Genomic DNA, 18,116 nt, shown 5'->3' with positions numbered 1-18,116 from the left:
GTCAGTTCCTGGCGAAGCGCTGAAGGCCCAGCATCCTGTCGATCACAAGGATCATCAGAATGGTGAGGGCGATCATGATGGTGGAAACGGCTGCAACCGAGGGGTCCGGGCTGAACTCCAACTGGCCGTAGATTTTGACGGGGAGGGTCATCATGTCCGGCTTGCGGAGAAAGAGGGACAGGACGGCCTCGTCGAAGGAAATGTTGAAAGCGAAGAACGCGCCCGCGCCCAGCCCGGGCAGGCACTGCGGGATCACGACAAACCACAGGCGCTGCAGGCGGCTGGCACCCATGGTGCGCGCGGCCGAGTCCAGGAAAGGGTCGGACTCGGACAGCACGGCCAGTGTGGTGCGTATGACGTAAGGCATGGCGATGACGGTGTGCCCTATCCACAGCGTGGCCGCGGAGATCTGGCCGAACAGGGAACTCCACAACATCAGCGAGCCGATGGCGTAGATGATGGTGGGCAGCACCAGCGGCGACAGAAAGAAGGTTGACAGCAGGTCGGAAAAAGGCAGTTGCCGGCGGTACAGCGCGATGGCGGCCGCGCCGCCCATGGCCGTGGCAGTCAGCGTTACCAGCACCGCGACTTTCAGGCTGGTCACGGCGGCGGGCAGGTAGGTGCCGGACTCCCAGACTTCCTGGTACCAGTGCAGGCTCAGGCCGGCGGGCGGGAAGGCAATGAACTGGCTCTCGGAAAACGAGACGCCGACCACCACGATCAGCGGGGCGAGCAGCACCACCACCGTGAGCAGCACGAACACCATGGCGAGTATGCGCAAAGGCGCTGGAATAGCTTTAACCATGGCTGCGCGCTGTCATTTTGGCGTAGGGCACCAGCACCAGAAGCACGCCCACAAAGAGGATCACGGACTGCGCGGCCGCAAAAGGCCAGTCCAGCGTCTGGGTGACTGATTTGTAGATGGAAGCCGCCAGCACCTGGATACGCGTGCCGCCCAGAAGGTTGGGGGTGACGAAGGAGCTTGCCGACAAGGTGAAAACCAGCAGCGAGCCGGCCACGACGCCGGGCATGGCCAGCGGCAGGACGACCGTGCGTATGGCGCCCAGGAAGCTGCAGCCCATGGTTCGCACGGCTTCTTCAAGGCGGGTATCGAGGCGGCTGATGACGCCGAGAATGGACAAGGTCATGAAGGGCAATAAAACCTGCACCATCCCGATGACGATGGCTGTTTCGGTCTGCATCAGGGAAAAATTGCGCTCGGCGAGGCCGAGATCGCGCAGGATCTGCGGCACCATCCCGCTGCGGCTGAGCAAAACCATCCAGCCGAAGGTGCGTATCACCACGCTTGTCATCAGGGGCAGGATCACCACGATCACCATCCACAGGCGCAGCCGGGGGCCGACGCGGGCCATGATGTAGGCAAAGGGAAACCCGATCAGCGCGCAGATCACGGTGATGATCAGCGACAGGCGCACCGTCCGCCACAACACGCCGAGATAAAACGGATCGCCGAGGAAGCGCGCGAAGTGATCCAGCGTCGGCCCGTGCGGGCCGGATACGCTGAGCATCAAGATCTGCCCTATGGGCAGGAAGAACGCGAGTGCAAGAAAAAGAAGGCCCGGGAGAGCGAGCAATGCATTCTCAGTCCGGTCGCCCATGGCCCATTTCACACTCATTTTTTAGCGATGGTCTTGTTCCACTTTTCCACCCAGGCCGAGCGGTTGGCCTCTATGGTCGGTGCGTCAAAACGCAGCAGGCCCTTCACGCCGCTGGCGCCATAGGCCACGCCGGCAGCCACGTCAGCAGGCAGGACGGCCTTGGCATTGGTGGGCGAGTAACGCAGTTCGGTGGCAAAGCATTGCTGGGCATTTTTCGACAGCGACATGTCGATGAACTTGAGTGCCAGGGCCTGGTTGGGGCGCTTGGCGACGAGGTTGGTCGTGATGTAGCTTGCCGGCGTTCCCTCGGCGCCCTGGGTGAACTTGACCGGCAGGTTGGCCTTGGTCAGGGTATAGGCATAGTCCGATGCGTAGGCTGCAAGCCAGGCGGCGTTCTGTGCAAACTCCTGCTGGATTTCCGGCGAGGTGGACACGATGGTCGCGCCGCCGTCCAGCAGTTTCTTGACGGCATTCAGGCCGGGCTGGATGTTGCTGAGGTCGCCGCCTTCTACCTTGTTCAGCATGAGGAAGCCCAGCATGCCGTAGCCGTTGGAGATGTCGGTCAGGACCAGGTGCGGGGTGAGCTTGGGGTTCATCAGCTCTTTCCAGCTCGCAGGCGGTGTGCGCATGCTGTTCTGGTTGTAGATCATGCCAATGGCCGCAACAGAATAGGCGGGCCCTTCACCCTTGGCCAGGCCGGCCTTGGCGAAATCATAAAGATCAGCCGCGTTGACCAGCTTTTTGGGGTCGACCGGCGACAGCAGGCCTTCCGCAGCGGCAACGATTTCCTGGCCGCCCGAGAAGTTGATGACGTCGAATTGCGGCGCGTTTTTCTGGGCGCGGAGTTGGGCGAAGGCATCTGCCGAGTAGGCGGTGACCACCTGCACATGGGCGCCGGTTTCTTTTTCGAAGGGCGTGATGACGCACTTGCGGTGCGCCGTCTCATAGGCGCCACCGAATGAATTGATCCTCAACGTGTTGTCCTGTGCTGCGGCATGTCCTGCTGCAAGACACAGTGCAACTGCGGCGAAACTCACTGGATTCAGATGGCGCTTCATGATTTATTTCCTTCTCATTGCGTGGGTGGGGTGGCCGGGTAACCGGCCGGGTAAAGATTAGAGGCGACCGATTTCCACGGTTTTGACGCCTTCCTTGCGGATCAGGCGGCATTGTTCGGCCACGGCGTCGAGGCCTTCGGTCATGCGTCCGAAGTAGGTGCACGGAATCCAGCCGGTGGGGCCGAAGGTGCGGCCGCCGACGCCGTAGAACAGGCCGATTTCCCAGAATTCGCTGGGGTCTATCTTGAAGAAGTTCTTGGGCTGGTAAAACCAGAGGAGCTCGCCGACTTCCGGGATAACCGTCTGGTTTTCAGGGGGCAAGGCCTTGGGGTCGAAGTTTCGCGCTTCTTCCGGCAGGCCCATCATGATTTCGGGGCCGGAGAACATGGCGTGCGATGCAGGCCACTGGATGGGCTTTTCAAGCGCGCCCCACAAGGCGGCACAGGTCTCGGGTGCAGCGTCCCAGTACATCGTGATGGTGCCCTGCACGTTGGCGTCTACAAACTTCAAATACAGCTTTTTATCGGTCATGTTAAGGTCAGGCGGGTTGTAACTGCAGTCAGTTTATAGACTCCAAATTCTCATGCAATTTTCAATCTGCATATCGGCGATAAAATATATTTATTGCTCTATGGCCTGACACAAACAGCTGTCCAGCTTCCTGAATCACCCCTGCACGAGAACGTCAATGCGGCTTTTGGATATGACCACGTTTGCCGTTCTTGTGCGGAACCGGCATTTCGGCCGGACTGCGGAAGAAATGAACACGACCCAACCGGCCGTGTCATCCCGCCTTGCCGCCATGGAGGCCGAGCTGGGCTGCCGCCTCATCCACAGGGCCGGCAGCGAGTTCCGCCTCACACCCGAAGGGGAGCAGGTCCTGGTCGCTTTTCAGGGCGTCCTGCGCAGCATGGACCTGCTGAAGGCCAGCCTTAAAAACCCGCAGCATGAGGCGAACGTGGTTGTGCGCATAGGCGCCATAGACTCCGTGATCGCAACCTGGATGCCGGACATGGTCGAGTCATTGCACCTGCGCATGCCCAATCTCAAGGTGGAGCTGACGGTCGAGAGCACCAAGCGCCTGATCTACGGAATGAACAAGGGTGAGTTCGACCTGATATTCGCGGTGGACCCGGCTATAGGTGACGGGTTCCGAAGCTTTGTCAGTTGCGTCTGGCAAATGATCTGGGCGGCTTCGCCAAAGATAGTGGACCCGGACCGCATCCACAGCGTGGACGAGCTGGCAAACATGCCCATCATCACCTTTCCAAAGAACACGCCGCCCTACCGGCAGATTGCGCCGTATTTCCAGGACGAACAGGTGCTGGCATCCAAACTCACCAGTTCCAATTCGCTGTTTGCGATCATCAAGATGTGCATGGACGGGCTCGGTGTTGCCGCGATTCCAAGTGTGGTGATCGAGCGCGAACTGGGCTCCGGGCTGCTCAACCCGATGCAGGTGGCAAAACGGTTTCCACCCCTGCCCATCATCGCGACCTACCAGTCCTCGACAGAGCAGGAGATCATCCTGCGGGTGGTTTCCCAGGCGCAGGAAAGTGCCCGCAAATTTTGCGGCCGCGTGAATCCTTCCACGGCCTGGCTGGCTTGAGAACCGGCCTGTTTACGAGCCCCGCATGGGCCGCGATCTACCCGTGAGCTATAGCAGCCGTTGCAGGTAACGCCCGGTGTGGCTGTCCGGATTGGCCGCAATGGCCTCCGGCGTGCCCACGCCCACCACCGTGCCACCACCTGCGCCGCCCTCGGGCCCCATGTCTATCAGCCAGTCGGCGGTCTTGATGACGTCGAGGTTGTGCTCGATCACCACAATCGTGTTGCCCGCATCGCGCAGCTGGTGCAGCACCTTGAGCAGCAGGTCGATGTCGGCAAAGTGCAGGCCGGTGGTCGGCTCGTCAAGGATGTAGAGCGTGCGGCCTGTATCGCGTTTGGACAGTTCGAGTGCGAGCTTGACACGCTGCGCCTCACCGCCCGACAGCGTGGTGGCCGCCTGGCCCAGCTTGATGTAACTCAGGCCCACATCCAGCAAGGTGTGCAGCTTGCGCGCAATGTTGGGCACGGCCTTGAAAAACTCGGCTGCCGCTTCAACCGTGAGGTCGAGGATTTGTGCGATGTTTTTGCCCTTGTACTGCACTTCCAGGGTTTCGCGGTTGTAGCGCATGCCCTTGCAGACGTCGCAAGGCACATACACGTCGGGCAGGAAGTGCATTTCAACCTTCACCACGCCGTCGCCCTGGCAGGCTTCGCAGCGGCCGCCGGCCACGTTAAAGCTGAAGCGCCCCGCGCCGTAACCGCGTTCACGCGCGGTGTTCATCTCTGCCAGCAGTTCGCGGATAGGCGTGAACAGGCCGGTGTAGGTGGCCGGGTTGCTGCGCGGCGTGCGGCCAATCGGTGACTGGTCCACGTTGATGACCTTGTCGAAGTGCTCTATGCCTTCAATGCTTTCATGCGCTGCGGGCTCTTCATGCGCGCGGTAGATCGTGCGTGCCACGGCAGCGTACAAGGTGTCGTTGACCAGCGTGGATTTGCCCGAACCCGAAACGCCGGTCACGCAGGTCAGCAGGCCCACCGGAAACTCCACGCTCACACCCTTGAGGTTGTGGCCGGTGGCATTGATGACGCGCAGAGCCTGCATGTCGCCCAGCGTCGCCTGGTGCACCGCTTCGCGCGCGGCGCGGCGCTCGGCGGCCGGGCTTTGCGGAAAGCGCGAAACCTTTTTTTTCTCGGTGCTTTCCATGGCCTTCACGGTTGGCAGCCAGGGCGTGCGGTGTTTGGGCACGGCAATCTTCAGGGTCTGCGCCAGGTATTTCCCTGTCAGCGAATCGGGGTTGTCCCGGACCTCTTCGAAGGTGCCCTGCGCCATCACGCGGCCGCCATGGATGCCGGCACCCGGCCCCATGTCGATCACATGGTCTGCGGCGCGGATCATGTCTTCGTCATGCTCGACCACCAGCACGCTGTTGCCGATGTCGCGCAAATGCTTGAGCGTGCCTATCAGCCTGTCGTTGTCACGCTGGTGCAGGCCTATGCTGGGTTCGTCGAGCACGTACATCACACCCGTCAGGCCCGAGCCGATTTGGGAGGCGAGCCGGATGCGCTGCGACTCGCCGCCGGAGAGTGTCTCGGCGCTGCGGTCCAGGCTCAGGTAATTCAGGCCCACGTCGTTGAGGAATTTCAGGCGCAGGCCGATTTCACGCACCACCTTGTCGGCAATCTCGGCCTTGGCGCCGCGCATCTGCAAGGCCGTGAAATAGGCAAAACTTTCGCGCAGCGTGATGTGGCTGATTTCGTAAATCGCCTTGCGCTCGCTGCTGCCGTCTACCCCGGGCGCACTCACCAGGTACACATGCCGCGCTTCCTTGCGCAGCCGCGTGCCGCCGCAGTCGGGGCAGGGCTGCACGCTGCGGTAGCGGGCGAGTTCCTCGCGTACGGCGGCGGAGTCGGTCTCGCGGTAACGGCGCTCAAAGTTGGTGATCACGCCTTCGAAAGGGTGTTTTTTATTGACCTTTTTGCCAGCGGAGTTGCCGGACTCCATGATGTAGCTGAACCTGATCTCTTCATCACCCGAGCCGTGCAGCACCACCTGCTGCACGTTTTCAGGCAGGTTCTCAAACGCCGTGTCGATATCAAACTGGTAGTGTTTGGCCAGGCTTTCGAGCATGGAGAAGTAATAACCATTGCGCCTGTCCCAGCCCTTGACGGCGCCGCTGGCCAGGCTCAGGGACGGGAAGGCCACGACGCGCGCCGGGTCAAAAAACTCCCGGTGGCCCAGGCCGTCGCAGCTCGGGCAGGCGCCCACTGGCGAGTTGAAGGAAAACAGGCGCGGTTCCATCTCGCTGAGCGAGTAGGTGCACACCGGGCAGGAGAATTTGGCGCTGAAGAGGTGTTCCTTGCCGGTATCCATCTCCAGTGCAATGGCCTTGCTGTCCGCCAGCCGCAGCGCGGCTTCAAAACTTTCGGCCAGCCGCTGCTGCATGTCGCCGCGCACCTTGATGCGGTCGATCACCACATCGATGTTGTGCTTCTCTGTTTTCTTGAGCTTGGGCAGGTCGTCAAACTCATAGGCTGTGCCGTCAACACGAAAACGCACATAACCCTGGGCCTGCATCTCGGCAAACACATCGACAAACTCGCCCTTGCGGTCACGCGCGACGGGGGCAAGAATCATCAGCCTGGTGTCTTCGGGCAGGGCCAGCACGGCATCGACCATTTCGCTGACGCTTTGCGCCTGCAGCGGCAGATCATGCTCGGGGCAATAAGGCGTGCCGGCGCGGGCAAACAAGAGGCGCAGGTAGTCGTGGATTTCGGTGACCGTGCCGACGGTGGAACGCGGGTTGTGGCTGGTGGCTTTCTGCTCGATGGAGATCGCCGGCGACAGGCCTTCGATCACGTCCACATCGGGTTTGTCCATCAGCTGCAGGAACTGCCGGGCATAGGTGGACAGGCTTTCGACATAACGGCGCTGCCCCTCGGCATACAGGGTGTCAAAGGCCAGCGATGACTTGCCCGAACCGCTCAGGCCGGTGATGACGACCAGCTGGTTGCGCGGAATGTCCAGGTCGATATTCTTGAGGTTGTGCGTGCGTGCCCCGCGTATGCTGATGCGCTGGGCTGCGAGCAGCTTGGCTCCCACGCTTTTCACGGCGTGCAGGTCGCTGCCCTTGCCATCGGAAGGATAGACCGAACCTGCCCGGGGCGGCTCGTCGCTGCGTTCGTTGGCAAGGTATTTGCTGTCGTCAGGAGAGTTCAATGGAGTACAGGCGCCGCAAAACTCTCCATCATAGACCGAAGCACCGTTTCAAGCACAATAGATGCTTGCGCAGCGCCCGGATGACCGGTTTTGCCCCAAGTTGGCGGGTCTGCCTCCATTTTTAGACCCTTTTAGCCCTTCATACCTCTTGACTGCGCCTTCCGCCCCCCTGTCGTTCCCCATGACCGCCACCGAGCGGCGCGCCAGCGCTTCCCTGGCCTCGATTTTTGCCCTGCGCATGCTGGGGCTGTTCCTGGTGTTGCCCGTGTTTGCGCTTGAAGCAGCGAAATACCCAGGGGGCGATGATCCCGCCCGGGTCGGCCTGGCGATGGGTATTTACGGCCTGACCCAGGGCATCCTGCAAATCCCTTTTGGCATCGCCTCGGACTGGTGGGGCCGCAAGCGCGTGATGATTGCCGGCCTGCTCATGTTCGCGCTGGGCAGTTTTGTCGCCGCCTGGGCGCCCGACCTGAACTGGCTGGTCGCCGGCCGTTCGCTGCAGGGCGCGGGCGCTATTTCGGCCGCAGTAACGGCGATGCTGGCAGACCTTACCCGTGACGAGGTGCGCACCAAGTCCATGGCGCTGGTGGGCGGCAGCATTGCGCTGATGTTCGCGTTGTCTCTTGTGCTGGCGCCCATGCTGGCGGCATATATAGGCCTGCACGGCCTGTTTGCGTTGACTGGTTCGCTGGCACTGGCTGCCATCGCGGCCGTTGTTTACTGGGTGCCGCCCGAGCCGCTGGTGCACAAGGACCGCCCGCGTGGCAGCGTGGCCGAGGTGCTGAAGGACCCCGCCCTGCTGAGGCTGGATTTCGGAGTGTTCATGCTGCATGCCGTGCAACTGGCCATGTGGGTGGCGATTCCCGCTTTGCTGGTAGGGGCCGGGCTGGACAAATCGCGGCACTGGCAGGTGTACCTGCCCGCCGTGCTGCTGTCCTTTGGGGTGATGGGCATGACGCTGTTCCCGCTGGAAAAACGCGGTTACCTGCGTGCGGTGTTCCTGGGCGCCATTGGCATGATTTTCCTGGTGCAGCTCGGCCTGCTGTGGACGAGCAGCCTGGCTTCGCCCAGCCTGGGACTGCTGGGCGCGCTGCTGTTTTTGTTTTTTTGCGGCTTTAATGTGCTGGAGGCCACCCAGCCCAGCCTGGCTTCGCGCGTGGCGCCGGCGCATGCCCGCGGCGCGGCACTCGGGGTCTACAACACGCTGCAGTCGCTGGGGTTTTTTGCCGGCGGCGCGGCGGGAGGCTGGATCATCAAGACGCACGGTGCGCAGGGTCTCTTTATGACCTGCGGCGGCCTGATGCTCTTGTGGCTGCTGGTCGCCTGGCCCATGAGGGCGCCGGGCCGGCATGCCGCGCAAAGCCGTCCCGAGATGAATGGTGCCGCCCGGGCACACACAGTTAAACTGTGAAGCTGTAAAGATTAGGAGAACACGTCATGGCCTCAGTCAACAAAGTCATCATCGTCGGCAATCTGGGCCGCGACCCCGAAACCCGGTCATTCCCGAATGGTGACCAGGTGGCCAACGTCACCATCGCCACGACCGACCGCTACAAGGACAAGGCCAGCGGCGAGATGAAGGAAATCACCGAATGGCACCGCGTCAGCTTTTTCGGCCGCCTGGCCGAGATTGCCGGGCAGTACCTGCGCAAGGGTTCGCAGGTCTATGTCGAGGGCAGCCTGCGCACCCGCAAGTGGACCGACAAGGACGGCATTGAAAAATACAGCACCGAAATCCGTGCCGACTCCATGCAGATGCTGGGCAGCCGCCAGGGCATGGGCGGTGGTGGCTCCGGTGGTGACGATGGCGGTGGCTACGACGCCCCACCAAGCCGCGCTGCTGCTGCGCCCCGCGCCCCTGCTGCCGCCCCAAGGCAGGCGCCCGCAGCCCCGGCCAAGGCCGCCAGCGGGTTTGACGACATGGATGACGATATTCCCTTTTAAATACGAAAAAGCAGCTTCTGCTTGTCAGTCTCTGGGTTCGTAGCCATAACGGCTACGAGCTCTTTTTTTGCCTGTCAGTGGCACCAGCGGTCTCGATCAGTGATTGAATCGTATGGGATAATTTGTTTTTGTCGACAATTCGACGCCAATCTAAGGCTGTTGGGGCGGGTTGAATGCTCTCAATAGCTTATGCCTTGAGGGAATTGCAATGGAAAGCGAAGCCGGAAAGACGTTGTCGCAAACGATCTCGGATTGTCTGGCCGAAGAAATTGTGCTGCGCCGCCTGAAGCCGGGCGAGCGGATGGATGAGCAATCCATTGCTACCCGCTTTGGCGTTTCGCGCAGCCCGGTAAGGGACGCGTTGCGCCAGCTGGCATCGACCAAACTGGTTGAGTACCTCCCGCGCAGGGGGTTTTCGGTTGCCGCCGTCAAGTCTTCCGATCTGGACGGACTGTTTGAGGTATCCGGTGAAATCGAGGCGCTTTGTGCCAAGCTGTGCGCGCTGCGGGCGGCGCCGTCGGAGCGCAAGCGTATCGAGTTTGTCCACCGGCAGGCTTCTCATGCAGTATCGGAGGGGGATGCCAAGGCATATGCCGCACTTAATGAAGAGTTTCATGCGCTCATCTACGCGGGTGCCCGAAACAAGACGCTTCAGGAGCTGGCGCTGAGCTTGCGGCAACGGCTGGCGCCATTTCGCTCGCGTGGCTTTTTTGTGTCCGAGAACCGCATGCAGCACTCCCACGGTGAGCATGATGCGCTGGTTGTAGCGCTACTGGCGCACGATGGTGCTGCAGCTGCGCAGGCCATGCACAACCATGCGGCCAATTCGGCAATGAATGTGTTGCAGCATTTCGATGCGGATACCCAGGGATCCGCTTCTGGCACGGCGGCTTAGCAGTCAGAACCGGGCCAACTAGGCGAGGGGTTTTTGCGCACGGCGCATCCATCCCCTTGGCCGGGTTTCGCGTGAACCGGCCCATTTCCCTTTCTCCAGCCATTCAGGGTAATCCCTTGCCATCTTCTTGAGTTTTATATTTTAAAATTGCACACAATTATTGAATAGTGAGTGCAAATTAATTTGCACCACAAGTTTTGCCCAATTAATAAATAGGAGTCATGGAAATGTCCTGGATCGCACTTGCCACCTATCGCCGGGCAGACCGGCTTGCCACCGCGCTGGTGATTGACAACCAGCTCTACGACCTGGATGCTGCCTTGGCCGCAGGTCTGCCAGCTGTCCGGCCTGAATGGGCTGCGGGCGGGATTGAAGCCATGCTCAAGGACTGGGGACGTGCCCAGGCATGGCTCAAGACGGCTACGCCGGTGGCCGCCTCGCTGGCCGCTTCGGGTGCCGTCAAGCCGGTGGAAAACGGCCGTTCCAGCGTGGCTGCCCCTTATGTGCCGCAGCGCATGTTTTGCGCCGCGTCCAACTACGCCTCGCACGCCAACGAAATGGGCACGGTGCTGGCGGCCAAATCGCAGAGCAAGCCGTATATGTTTTTGAAGTTGTCCAACACCGTCATCGGAGACGGTGAGGTCATCCAGATGCCGCCCGAGACCAGCAAGCTGGACTGGGAAGTGGAGCTGGCCGCGGTCATCGGCAAGCGTTGCCGCCGCATTTCGGTGGACGATGCGCTGGATGCCGTGGCCTGCTACACCATCGTCAACGACATTTCTGCGCGCGACCTCAATGTCCGCAGCGACTATCCCTTCAAGCACGACTGGTTCCAGGGCAAATGCCATGACACCTTCGCGCCCATCGGCCCCTGGCTTGTGCCGGCCTGGCAGATTCCCGATCCGCAGGCGGTGCAGTTGCGCCTGGATGTGAACGGTGAGCCCATGCAGGAGGACAGCACGGCCAACATGATCTGGACCTTGCGCGAGCAAATCGCCTATCTCTCGACCATCGTCACGCTGGAGCCGGGCGACGTGGTCGCCACCGGCACGCCCACCGGCGTGGGCATGGGGCGGGGTGTTTACCTCAAGGCCGGCGACCGGGTTGTCGCCAGCATCCATGGCATTGGAAGCCTCTCGAACCAGGTGCAAGCAGAGCGCGTCTAAGCGCCCGCACCGGTTCAATTTCCGCGCACGACACACAACAACGTATGGAGACAACATGCATATTTCCGCGACAAAGCTTAGTGCCTCCCTGTGGGGCATAACCCGGCATTTCACCCTGGCTGCTGCCGTGCTGCTGGCCAGCGCCAGCGCCGCCATCGCACAGGACAAGGTCACTTACAACATGGCCTGGTTGCCGCAAGGCAGTTCGGTCGGCGTGATTGTTGCGCAGGAACGCGGTTTTTTTCGCGAACTGGGGCTGGACGCCAGCATCGTACGTGGTTACGGCGGTAACCGGACCGCCAATGAGCTGGACCAGGGTCAGTTCGAGTTCGGTTATGTCGACCCGATCAGCCTGGTGCTCAATCGTGCCAACGGCGGCAAGATACGCATGGTGGGCGCCATCAATACTCGCTGGCCGGCCGGCATCTGCTTCAACACCAAGCGTCACCAGCCCAGGAGCCCTGCCGACATGAAGGGCCTGGTGCTGGGCGGCGGTTCGGCCTCCCCGGTACACAACGTGGTGCCGGCCTGGCTGGAACAGAACGGCCAGCCCAAGGACAGCATACGGCTGCTGCGCATGGACCCGGCGGTGGTGGATGCCGCGCTCATCGAAGGCAAGATCGATCTGGCCGAATGCTGGCGCGCCAGCAATCGTGCGGTTACGCAAAAGCAGGCCAACGCGGCCGGCGTGTCCCTGGGCTGGATAGAGTACAGCGACTTCGGCCTGGATGCTTATGGCAGCGGCTTCGCCACCAGCGAAGACGTCATCAAGAAGCGGCCCGACGTGGTGAGGAAATTCCTGCGCGCTTCCTACCGCGGTTATGAGTTTGCCATTGCCAACCCCGAACAGGCCGCCGACATCATGCTCAAGGCTTTCCCCAACACGGACCGCGCCGTGGCGCTGGCGCAGATCAAGGACATGGGCGACCTGCTGATAGATTCGCAAGCAAAGGACAAGGGCCTTGGCTTTTTGCGCGAAGACCGCATGCGCGCCACTGTGCAGTTTGTCGACAAGGCTTTTGGCCTGAATGGCAAGGTCAAGCCGCAAGACGCCTATACCAACGAGCTGCTGAAGTAACGGAGGCGTGATGGCCAATCGTCCCCGTCCACAACGCTTGGGCCATGTCGTGCTCAATGTGCGAGACCTGCAGGCCTCGGTGCGCTTTTACACCGACATCGTTGGTTTGCAGCTGTCCGACTACATAGAAGACCAGATGGCCTTTCTGCGTTGCGGGCAGGATCATCATGATCTGGCGCTGGCGCAGATACCGGCAGACGGCGCGCAGCGCAGTGCCACCTATGTGCCGGGCCGGCCCGGGCTGGAGCACTTTGCCTACCAGCTCGGCTCGCTGGCCGAGATCGAGGCCGCGGCGCACTACCTGCAGGAAAAGGGGGTGGAGATCGTGCGCGGCATAGGCAAACACGGGCCGGGCGAAAACCTGTTCCTGGTGTTCAAGGATCCCGACGGCAACTACTGCGAGTTCTATGCCGAGATGGTGCAGGTGACGCCGGCACAACCTTACACACCGCGTGTCTGGAAGAACGATCTTGCGGCGTTCGATCAGTGGCATTTCGAAAAATTCGTGGTGCCGCCACCTGAGTGGGGTCCTGCCCGGCAGGACGATGCGAAGCGCACCGACGGCCAGGCCGGCGCTCAGGAATAAAACAGAAAAACAAACCGGGCCGACAAGACGGCCTTGAACCAGGAGACAAACTTGCAACAATCTTTCTCGCGCTCCGAGTCGTGGCGGCGCTTCACCGACCCGGCCCTTCTGTTTCTGCTGCTGGCCCTGCTGTGGGAGAAGGCGGTCGATGTCTTTGGCATCAAACGCTACCTGCTGCCACCGCTGTCGCAAGTGCTGGACAGCATGTGGACCAACCGCGCCAACCTGTTGCTGCAGTCATGGATCACGACCCAGGAGGTGCTGGCCGGCTTTGTGCTCGCCGTTGTGGGTGGCGTGGTGCTGGGGCTGGCCATACATGCCTTGCCGGTAGTACGGCGCACGCTGTACCCGCTGATTGTCGTGTTCCAGGGTCTGCCCAAGATTGCACTGGCGCCGCTGATGGTGATCTGGTTTGGTTATGGCGACACCTCCAAGGTGCTGATGGCCTTTTTGTTTGCCTTCTTCCCGGTGGTGATTGCCACTATGGGCGGGTTGGCGGGGACGCCTGCACACCTGATAGAACACTTTCGCGCGATCCGGGCACCGGCCTGGGTCACCTTCCGGCGCCTGCATGTGCCCTCGGCCCTGCCTTCCATCATGGACGGCTGCAAGTCGGCCATGCCGCTGGCGGTGATAGGCGCCATCGTCGGTGAATTCGTCGGCTCCGAGCATGGCCTGGGCCACCTGATCCTGGAAGCCAATGCCAATGCACGCACCGACTACCTGTTTGCCGCGCTGGTGGCCATATCCCTGGTTGCCGGCCTGCTGTATGTACTGGTCGAGCTCGCGGCCAAGCGCGTCTGGTGGCGAGGCTTGTAGCCCTTTCTTATCCCCCTGTTTATTTATCTGAGGAAACACACACCATGGCCAAACTACGTCATATCGCCCTTGCCGTTCCCGATCCTGAAAAGGCTGCCAGGTTCTACAGCGAGGTGTTCGGCCTCACCATCGTCGAACCCACGCACTCGCCGATTGCCTCGGGCGTTTACCTGTCCGACGGCACCATCTGCCTGGCGCTGCTGAACTACAAGACCGACGAGGCCGCGGGCCTGGAGCGCGGCAAGAACTGGGTCGGCACGCACCATTTTGGCTTCTGGGTCGATGACCTGGACGAGCAGCGCAAGCTGATCGAGGCCAACGGCGGCACCTTCTTCATGGACTTGCCGCATGACAAGAAAAGCCTGTATTACGAGATGAAGTTTCGCGACCTCGACGGCGTGGTGTTCGACATCTCCGAAGGCGGCTGGGTGGGAGCCAAAAAGTGAAAACCGGGGCCATGGACGGCGCTGCGTCAGCAGCGCTTACGCTGGACACCGCGATCAGCGTCAGCCGGGTCGGCAAGACTTTTAGCGCCCGCCACAGTGTGCGGGCGCTGGAGCAGGTGGATTTCACGGTGCAGCGCGGCGAGTTCGTCTCCATCCTGGGCCCCAGCGGCTGCGGCAAGAGTACCCTGCTGCGCATGGTGGCCGGGCTGATCCAGCCCGATAGCGGCGGCGAGGTGCATGTGCTCAAGCACCTGCAGACGCAGATGTCCGACGACGTGGGCGTGGTCTTCCAGACCCACAACATGTTGCCCTGGGAGACGGTGGAGGCCAATATCCGCCTCGCGGCCGAGGTGCGCAAGCTGCCCAAAAAAGACATCGACGAGCGCGTCGAGGCCTTGCTGCCCCTGCTCAAGCTGGAGAAGTTCCGCCACAACTACCCGCACGAACTTTCTGGCGGCATGCGCCAGCGTGCGGCGCTCGGCCAGATCCTGGTGATGCGCCCCAAGGTGCTGTTGCTGGACGAACCATTTGGCGCACTCGATGCCCTCACGCGCGACCAGCTCAACGTGGAGCTGCTGCGCCTGTGGCAGGAGATGCGGCAGACGGTGCTGCTGATCACGCACAGCATTTCTGAGGCGGTGTTCCTCTCGGACCGGGTACTGGTGATGTCGGAGCGGCCCGGTCGCATCATCGAAGACATGCGCATAGACCTGCCGCGTCCGCGCGACCCGCGCAAGACCAAGGAAGCGGTCGAGTTCGGCCACTACGTGGCGCAGCTGGGCCACCTGATGGGTGTCGACTGAGACACCCGCTGATTCATTTTTCGGAGTTCACTTGACTACTACATCCAAATTCCACGGGGTCGTGCCGGCCATGGCCACGCCCTTTACTGCAGACCACAAGCTCGACGAGGCGCGCGTCGGCGAGCTGATTGAAAGTTACATTCAGGCCGGCGTGCATGGCATCTCTGTGGCCGGCAGCCAGGGCGAGTTTTTCGCGCTGGACACGGCCGAGCATATCCGTTTGCTGGAGCTGTCCATGCGCGCCATTGACGGCCGTGTGCCGCTGTACGCCGGCACCGGCGGTACCAGCACGCGCCAGGCCATCGCGCTCACGCAGGCGGCCGAGGCCATGGGGGCCGACCTGGCGCTGGTCATCACACCTTACTTTGTGCAGCCCACGCAGGACGAACTGGTCGCCCATTACACGGCCGTGGCCAGGGCCACAAAGCTGCCGGTGATGCTTTACAACAATCCGCCGCGCACCAGCGTCAATGTTCTGCCCACCACCCTGGTGCGCTGCATGAACGCCGCCGACAACATCGTCGGCGTGAAGGATTCGGGCGGTGACCTGACCCAGTCCATAGAGTACCTGCTGACGGCGCCGCGTCCGGCACTGTTGTTCTCCGGCCGCGACACGATTGCGCTGTCCATGATGTTCCACGGTGCGCAGGGCACGATCTCGCCGGCTGCCAATGTCTTTCCCGAGCTGATGGTGCAGATGTACGACGCGCTGCGCGCCGGCAACCATGCCGAGGCGCTGCGCCTGTCCAATGTCTTTGCGCCGCTGCGCGCGGCCTGGGCCTGGGGCTCCTTCCCGGTTGTCATCAAGGAGGCGATGGCGCTGGCCGGCCGCAGCGCCGGCCCAACGCGCGCGCCCATCGCCGCGCTGAGCGAAAAAGTGCGCGCCGACCTGGCGGCCGTGGTGAACCAGATCGCAACCGCAAAACGCTAGGGTCCGGTCATGCATGCAGACGACGCGCTGGCGCAAGGCGAGCGGTATTACAACGCGCGCCTTGCCGTCGCGAATTACCGGGACATCTTTGCGCGCTGGGCGCACGACTCGGCTGTGCTGCGCGCGGCGGTGCCGTGCCGGCTTGATCTGCCCTATGGCACACAGGCCATGGAAACGCTCGACCTCTTCCTGCCGGCAGGCCGCCCGCGCGGCACGCTGATGTACATCCACGGCGGCTACTGGCGCTCGCTTGACAAGTCGGACGCCTCGATCGTCGCGCCGCCCTTCACCGCAGCCGGTTATGCGGTGGCGGTCGTGAACTATGCGCTGTGCCCGGCGGTGTCGGTGGAAACCATCGTCGATCAGGTGCGGCGGGCCGCCGCCTGGCTGCACGGCCACAGCGCCGACTGGGGCGCGCCGCCCGAGCGCCTGTTTGCCTGCGGGCATTCAGCCGGCGGTCACCTTGCCGCGATGCTGCTGGCAACCGACTGGCCAGCGCTTCAGCCCGGTTTGCCGGCCAGGACCATTGCGGGCACTGTCTGCGTGAGCGCGCTATACGACCTGCGCCCCTTGTTGCAAGTGCCCTCGGTGCTGGAGGCCACGCGCTTCACGCCCGAGAGTGCGGCCGCACTGAGTCCGGCGCTGCACCGTCCGCTCACCAAAGCGCCGCTGCTCACTGCCGTGGGCCTGGACGAAAATCCCGGCTTTCACGAGCAGTTCCTGGCCATCAGCCGGAGCTGGCACGGGGTTCATGCCGGCCATGTGGCCTGCCCAGGGCGCGACCACTTCACAATACTGGACGAATTGACGCACAACGATGGCGCGATCGCCCTGGCGGCCCTGCGCCTGATGCAGTCCCAGCATGCGACACTCTTGCAGTGATTTCAGAAAACACCCTTGATACCCTTTTCGCGATGCCCGTTCGCATAACGAGCAGCACCTCCGGCTGGCTTATGACGAAGCCTGTCGACCCGTCTAGCGCCCGCCATGCTGTTTGATACGATTTTGCTGCTGGTCGCGGCCTTTGTCGCTGGCGCCCTCAATGCGGTCGCGGGCGGCGGCAGCTTCCTGACGCTGCCAGCGCTGGTGCTGACCGGCATTCCCCCGGTCGTCGCCAACGCCACCGGTACGGTGGCCCTGCTGCCAGGCTATCTGTCGGGCGCCTGGGGTTTTCGCCACGATACGCAAGCGCCCCCCGGGCTGTCGATGCGTGCCTTGCTGGGCTTGTCGTTGCTGGGCGGCGGCCTGGGCGCCGCCTTGCTGCTGGTCACGCCGGATGTGACCTTTCGCCGGGTCGTGCCCTGGTTGCTGCTGCTGGCCACCGCGCTGTTCGCCTTTGGCCCGCAGATCACGCAGTCGCTAAAAGGCAGGGCTGGCAATCCGCTGGCGAGGGGCCTGAGCGTGCTGGCCGTCACCATCTATGGCGGCTACTTCAATGGCGGCCTGGGCATTCTGCTGCTGGCCTTGTTTGGCCTGCTCGGCCAGTCCGACCTGCATGCCATGAACGGGCTGAAAAATCGCGTCTCCGCCTTGCTCACCGTCATCGCGGCAGGACTGTATGCATGGGGTGGGCTGGTCGCCTGGCGCGAAGCCACCATCATGATGGGGGCAGCCCTGCTGGGTGGCTTCCTGGGCGCGCGTGGCGCACGGCGGCTGCCGGCGATGTGGCTGCGCCGGGGCATTGTGGCGACCGGGCTGACCATGAGCGCGCTGTTTTTTCTGCAATAGCGCGGCTTGCCCGCGGGAAGTGCTTTTTACATTTCGCTATCTATTTGGTAGCTGATGGTGAAAGTGGAGTGCCCGGGACAACGGGTTTTCATCTTTGAAATGCCGGTGTGGCGGGTATGCCATATTGCACACCTGAGTGCAGAGCGGCACCATGTGAATGTTTTTTCTTACAAACATGGCGCAAAGCACGGTATTTTCCTAGTTAGCATACAAACTCCCTGGGTGTCCGTGCTGCTGGGGAAAATAATCATCTTGCTGTGGCCCTGAAAAAGCTCCAA

At 62.0% G+C, this 18,116-nt stretch carries 18 protein-coding genes; 13 read left to right on the top strand and 5 right to left on the bottom strand.

The features are described from left to right. Position 1 precedes the first annotated feature (1 nt). From ACFQND_RS09750 to ACFQND_RS09735, 4 genes are read right to left on the bottom strand one after another with little or no spacing between them, the layout of a single operon-like run. Complete coding sequence (locus ACFQND_RS09750) at positions 2-805, bottom strand: ABC transporter permease (RefSeq protein WP_371437133.1); 804 nt, start codon at positions 803-805, stop codon at positions 2-4. Then, entirely contained in the window at positions 798-1,637 is an 840-nt protein-coding gene (locus ACFQND_RS09745) for an ABC transporter permease (RefSeq protein WP_371437132.1), read from the bottom strand. Before ACFQND_RS09745 ends, ACFQND_RS09750 begins: the two co-directional genes overlap by 8 nt. Next, entirely contained in the window at positions 1,634-2,677 is a 1,044-nt protein-coding gene (locus tag ACFQND_RS09740; protein ID WP_371437131.1) for an ABC transporter substrate-binding protein, read from the bottom strand. The genes ACFQND_RS09745 and ACFQND_RS09740 overlap by 4 nt, the downstream gene beginning before the upstream one ends. 57 nt (positions 2,678-2,734) lie before the next feature. After that, positions 2,735-3,208 carry a DUF3830 family protein gene (locus tag ACFQND_RS09735; RefSeq protein WP_371437130.1) on the bottom strand — a complete coding sequence of 158 codons (474 nt, stop codon included), beginning with the start codon at positions 3,206-3,208 and terminating at the stop codon, positions 2,735-2,737. Positions 3,209-3,365: 157 nt separating this feature from the next. On the opposite strand from ACFQND_RS09735, the gene ACFQND_RS09730 reads away from it, so the two are divergent. Next, positions 3,366-4,286, top strand: a complete 921-nt coding sequence (locus tag ACFQND_RS09730) for a LysR family transcriptional regulator (protein WP_371437129.1) — start codon at positions 3,366-3,368, stop codon at positions 4,284-4,286. A gap of 48 nt (positions 4,287-4,334) precedes the next feature. On the opposite strand, the gene uvrA is transcribed toward ACFQND_RS09730, so the two are convergent. Further along, the gene (gene uvrA, locus ACFQND_RS09725; protein ID WP_371437380.1) at positions 4,335-7,334 is read right to left on the bottom strand and encodes an excinuclease ABC subunit UvrA; all 3,000 of its coding nucleotides are present in this window, start codon (positions 7,332-7,334) and stop codon (positions 4,335-4,337) included. Positions 7,335-7,623: 289 nt separating this feature from the next. Here uvrA and ACFQND_RS09720 point away from each other — a divergent pair, with 289 nt between their 5' ends. From ACFQND_RS09720 to ACFQND_RS09665, 12 genes are all read left to right on the top strand, one after another. Beyond that, positions 7,624-8,853, top strand: a complete 1,230-nt coding sequence (locus ACFQND_RS09720; protein WP_371437128.1) for an MFS transporter — start codon at positions 7,624-7,626, stop codon at positions 8,851-8,853. A gap of 26 nt (positions 8,854-8,879) precedes the next feature. Then, complete coding sequence (gene ssb / locus ACFQND_RS09715) at positions 8,880-9,386, top strand: single-stranded DNA-binding protein (protein WP_371437127.1); 507 nt, start codon at positions 8,880-8,882, stop codon at positions 9,384-9,386. A 208-nt stretch (positions 9,387-9,594) separates the two neighbouring features. Continuing rightward, on the top strand, positions 9,595-10,281 hold the full coding sequence (locus ACFQND_RS09710) for a GntR family transcriptional regulator (protein ID WP_371437126.1): 687 nt from the start codon (positions 9,595-9,597) through the stop codon (positions 10,279-10,281). Between the two features lie 227 nt (positions 10,282-10,508). Further along, positions 10,509-11,447, top strand: coding sequence for a fumarylacetoacetate hydrolase family protein (locus ACFQND_RS09705; RefSeq protein WP_371437125.1), 939 nt, complete (start codon positions 10,509-10,511; stop codon positions 11,445-11,447). Positions 11,448-11,502: 55 nt separating this feature from the next. Beyond that, a complete protein-coding gene (locus tag ACFQND_RS09700) occupies positions 11,503-12,525 on the top strand; it encodes an ABC transporter substrate-binding protein (protein ID WP_371437124.1) in 1,023 nt (340 codons plus the stop codon). A gap of 10 nt (positions 12,526-12,535) precedes the next feature. Then, positions 12,536-13,111, top strand: a complete 576-nt coding sequence (locus tag ACFQND_RS09695; protein WP_371437123.1) for a VOC family protein — start codon at positions 12,536-12,538, stop codon at positions 13,109-13,111. Positions 13,112-13,162: 51 nt separating this feature from the next. Further along, complete coding sequence (locus ACFQND_RS09690; protein ID WP_371437122.1) at positions 13,163-13,930, top strand: ABC transporter permease; 768 nt, start codon at positions 13,163-13,165, stop codon at positions 13,928-13,930. Between the two features lie 44 nt (positions 13,931-13,974). Next, the gene (locus ACFQND_RS09685; RefSeq protein ID WP_371437121.1) at positions 13,975-14,376 is read left to right on the top strand and encodes a VOC family protein; all 402 of its coding nucleotides are present in this window, start codon (positions 13,975-13,977) and stop codon (positions 14,374-14,376) included. A gap of 11 nt (positions 14,377-14,387) precedes the next feature. Beyond that, positions 14,388-15,179, top strand: a complete 792-nt coding sequence (locus tag ACFQND_RS09680; protein ID WP_371437379.1) for an ABC transporter ATP-binding protein — start codon at positions 14,388-14,390, stop codon at positions 15,177-15,179. Between the two features lie 31 nt (positions 15,180-15,210). Next, positions 15,211-16,110 (top strand): 4-hydroxy-tetrahydrodipicolinate synthase, encoded by a 900-nt coding sequence (dapA, locus tag ACFQND_RS09675; protein WP_371437120.1) that lies wholly within the window; start codon positions 15,211-15,213, stop codon positions 16,108-16,110. Between the two features lie 9 nt (positions 16,111-16,119). Then, entirely contained in the window at positions 16,120-16,992 is an 873-nt protein-coding gene (locus ACFQND_RS09670) for an alpha/beta hydrolase (protein ID WP_371437119.1), read from the top strand. A 108-nt stretch (positions 16,993-17,100) separates the two neighbouring features. Next, positions 17,101-17,838: a sulfite exporter TauE/SafE family protein gene (locus ACFQND_RS09665; protein ID WP_371437378.1), complete on the top strand. Its 738-nt coding sequence runs from the start codon at positions 17,101-17,103 to the stop codon at positions 17,836-17,838. Positions 17,839-18,116 lie beyond the last annotated feature (278 nt).

Source organism: Polaromonas aquatica (assembly GCF_042659145.1).
Classification (GTDB): Bacteria; Pseudomonadota; Gammaproteobacteria; order Burkholderiales; family Burkholderiaceae_C; genus Polaromonas; species Polaromonas aquatica.
This window is presented reverse-complemented; position numbering and strand designations above follow the sequence as displayed.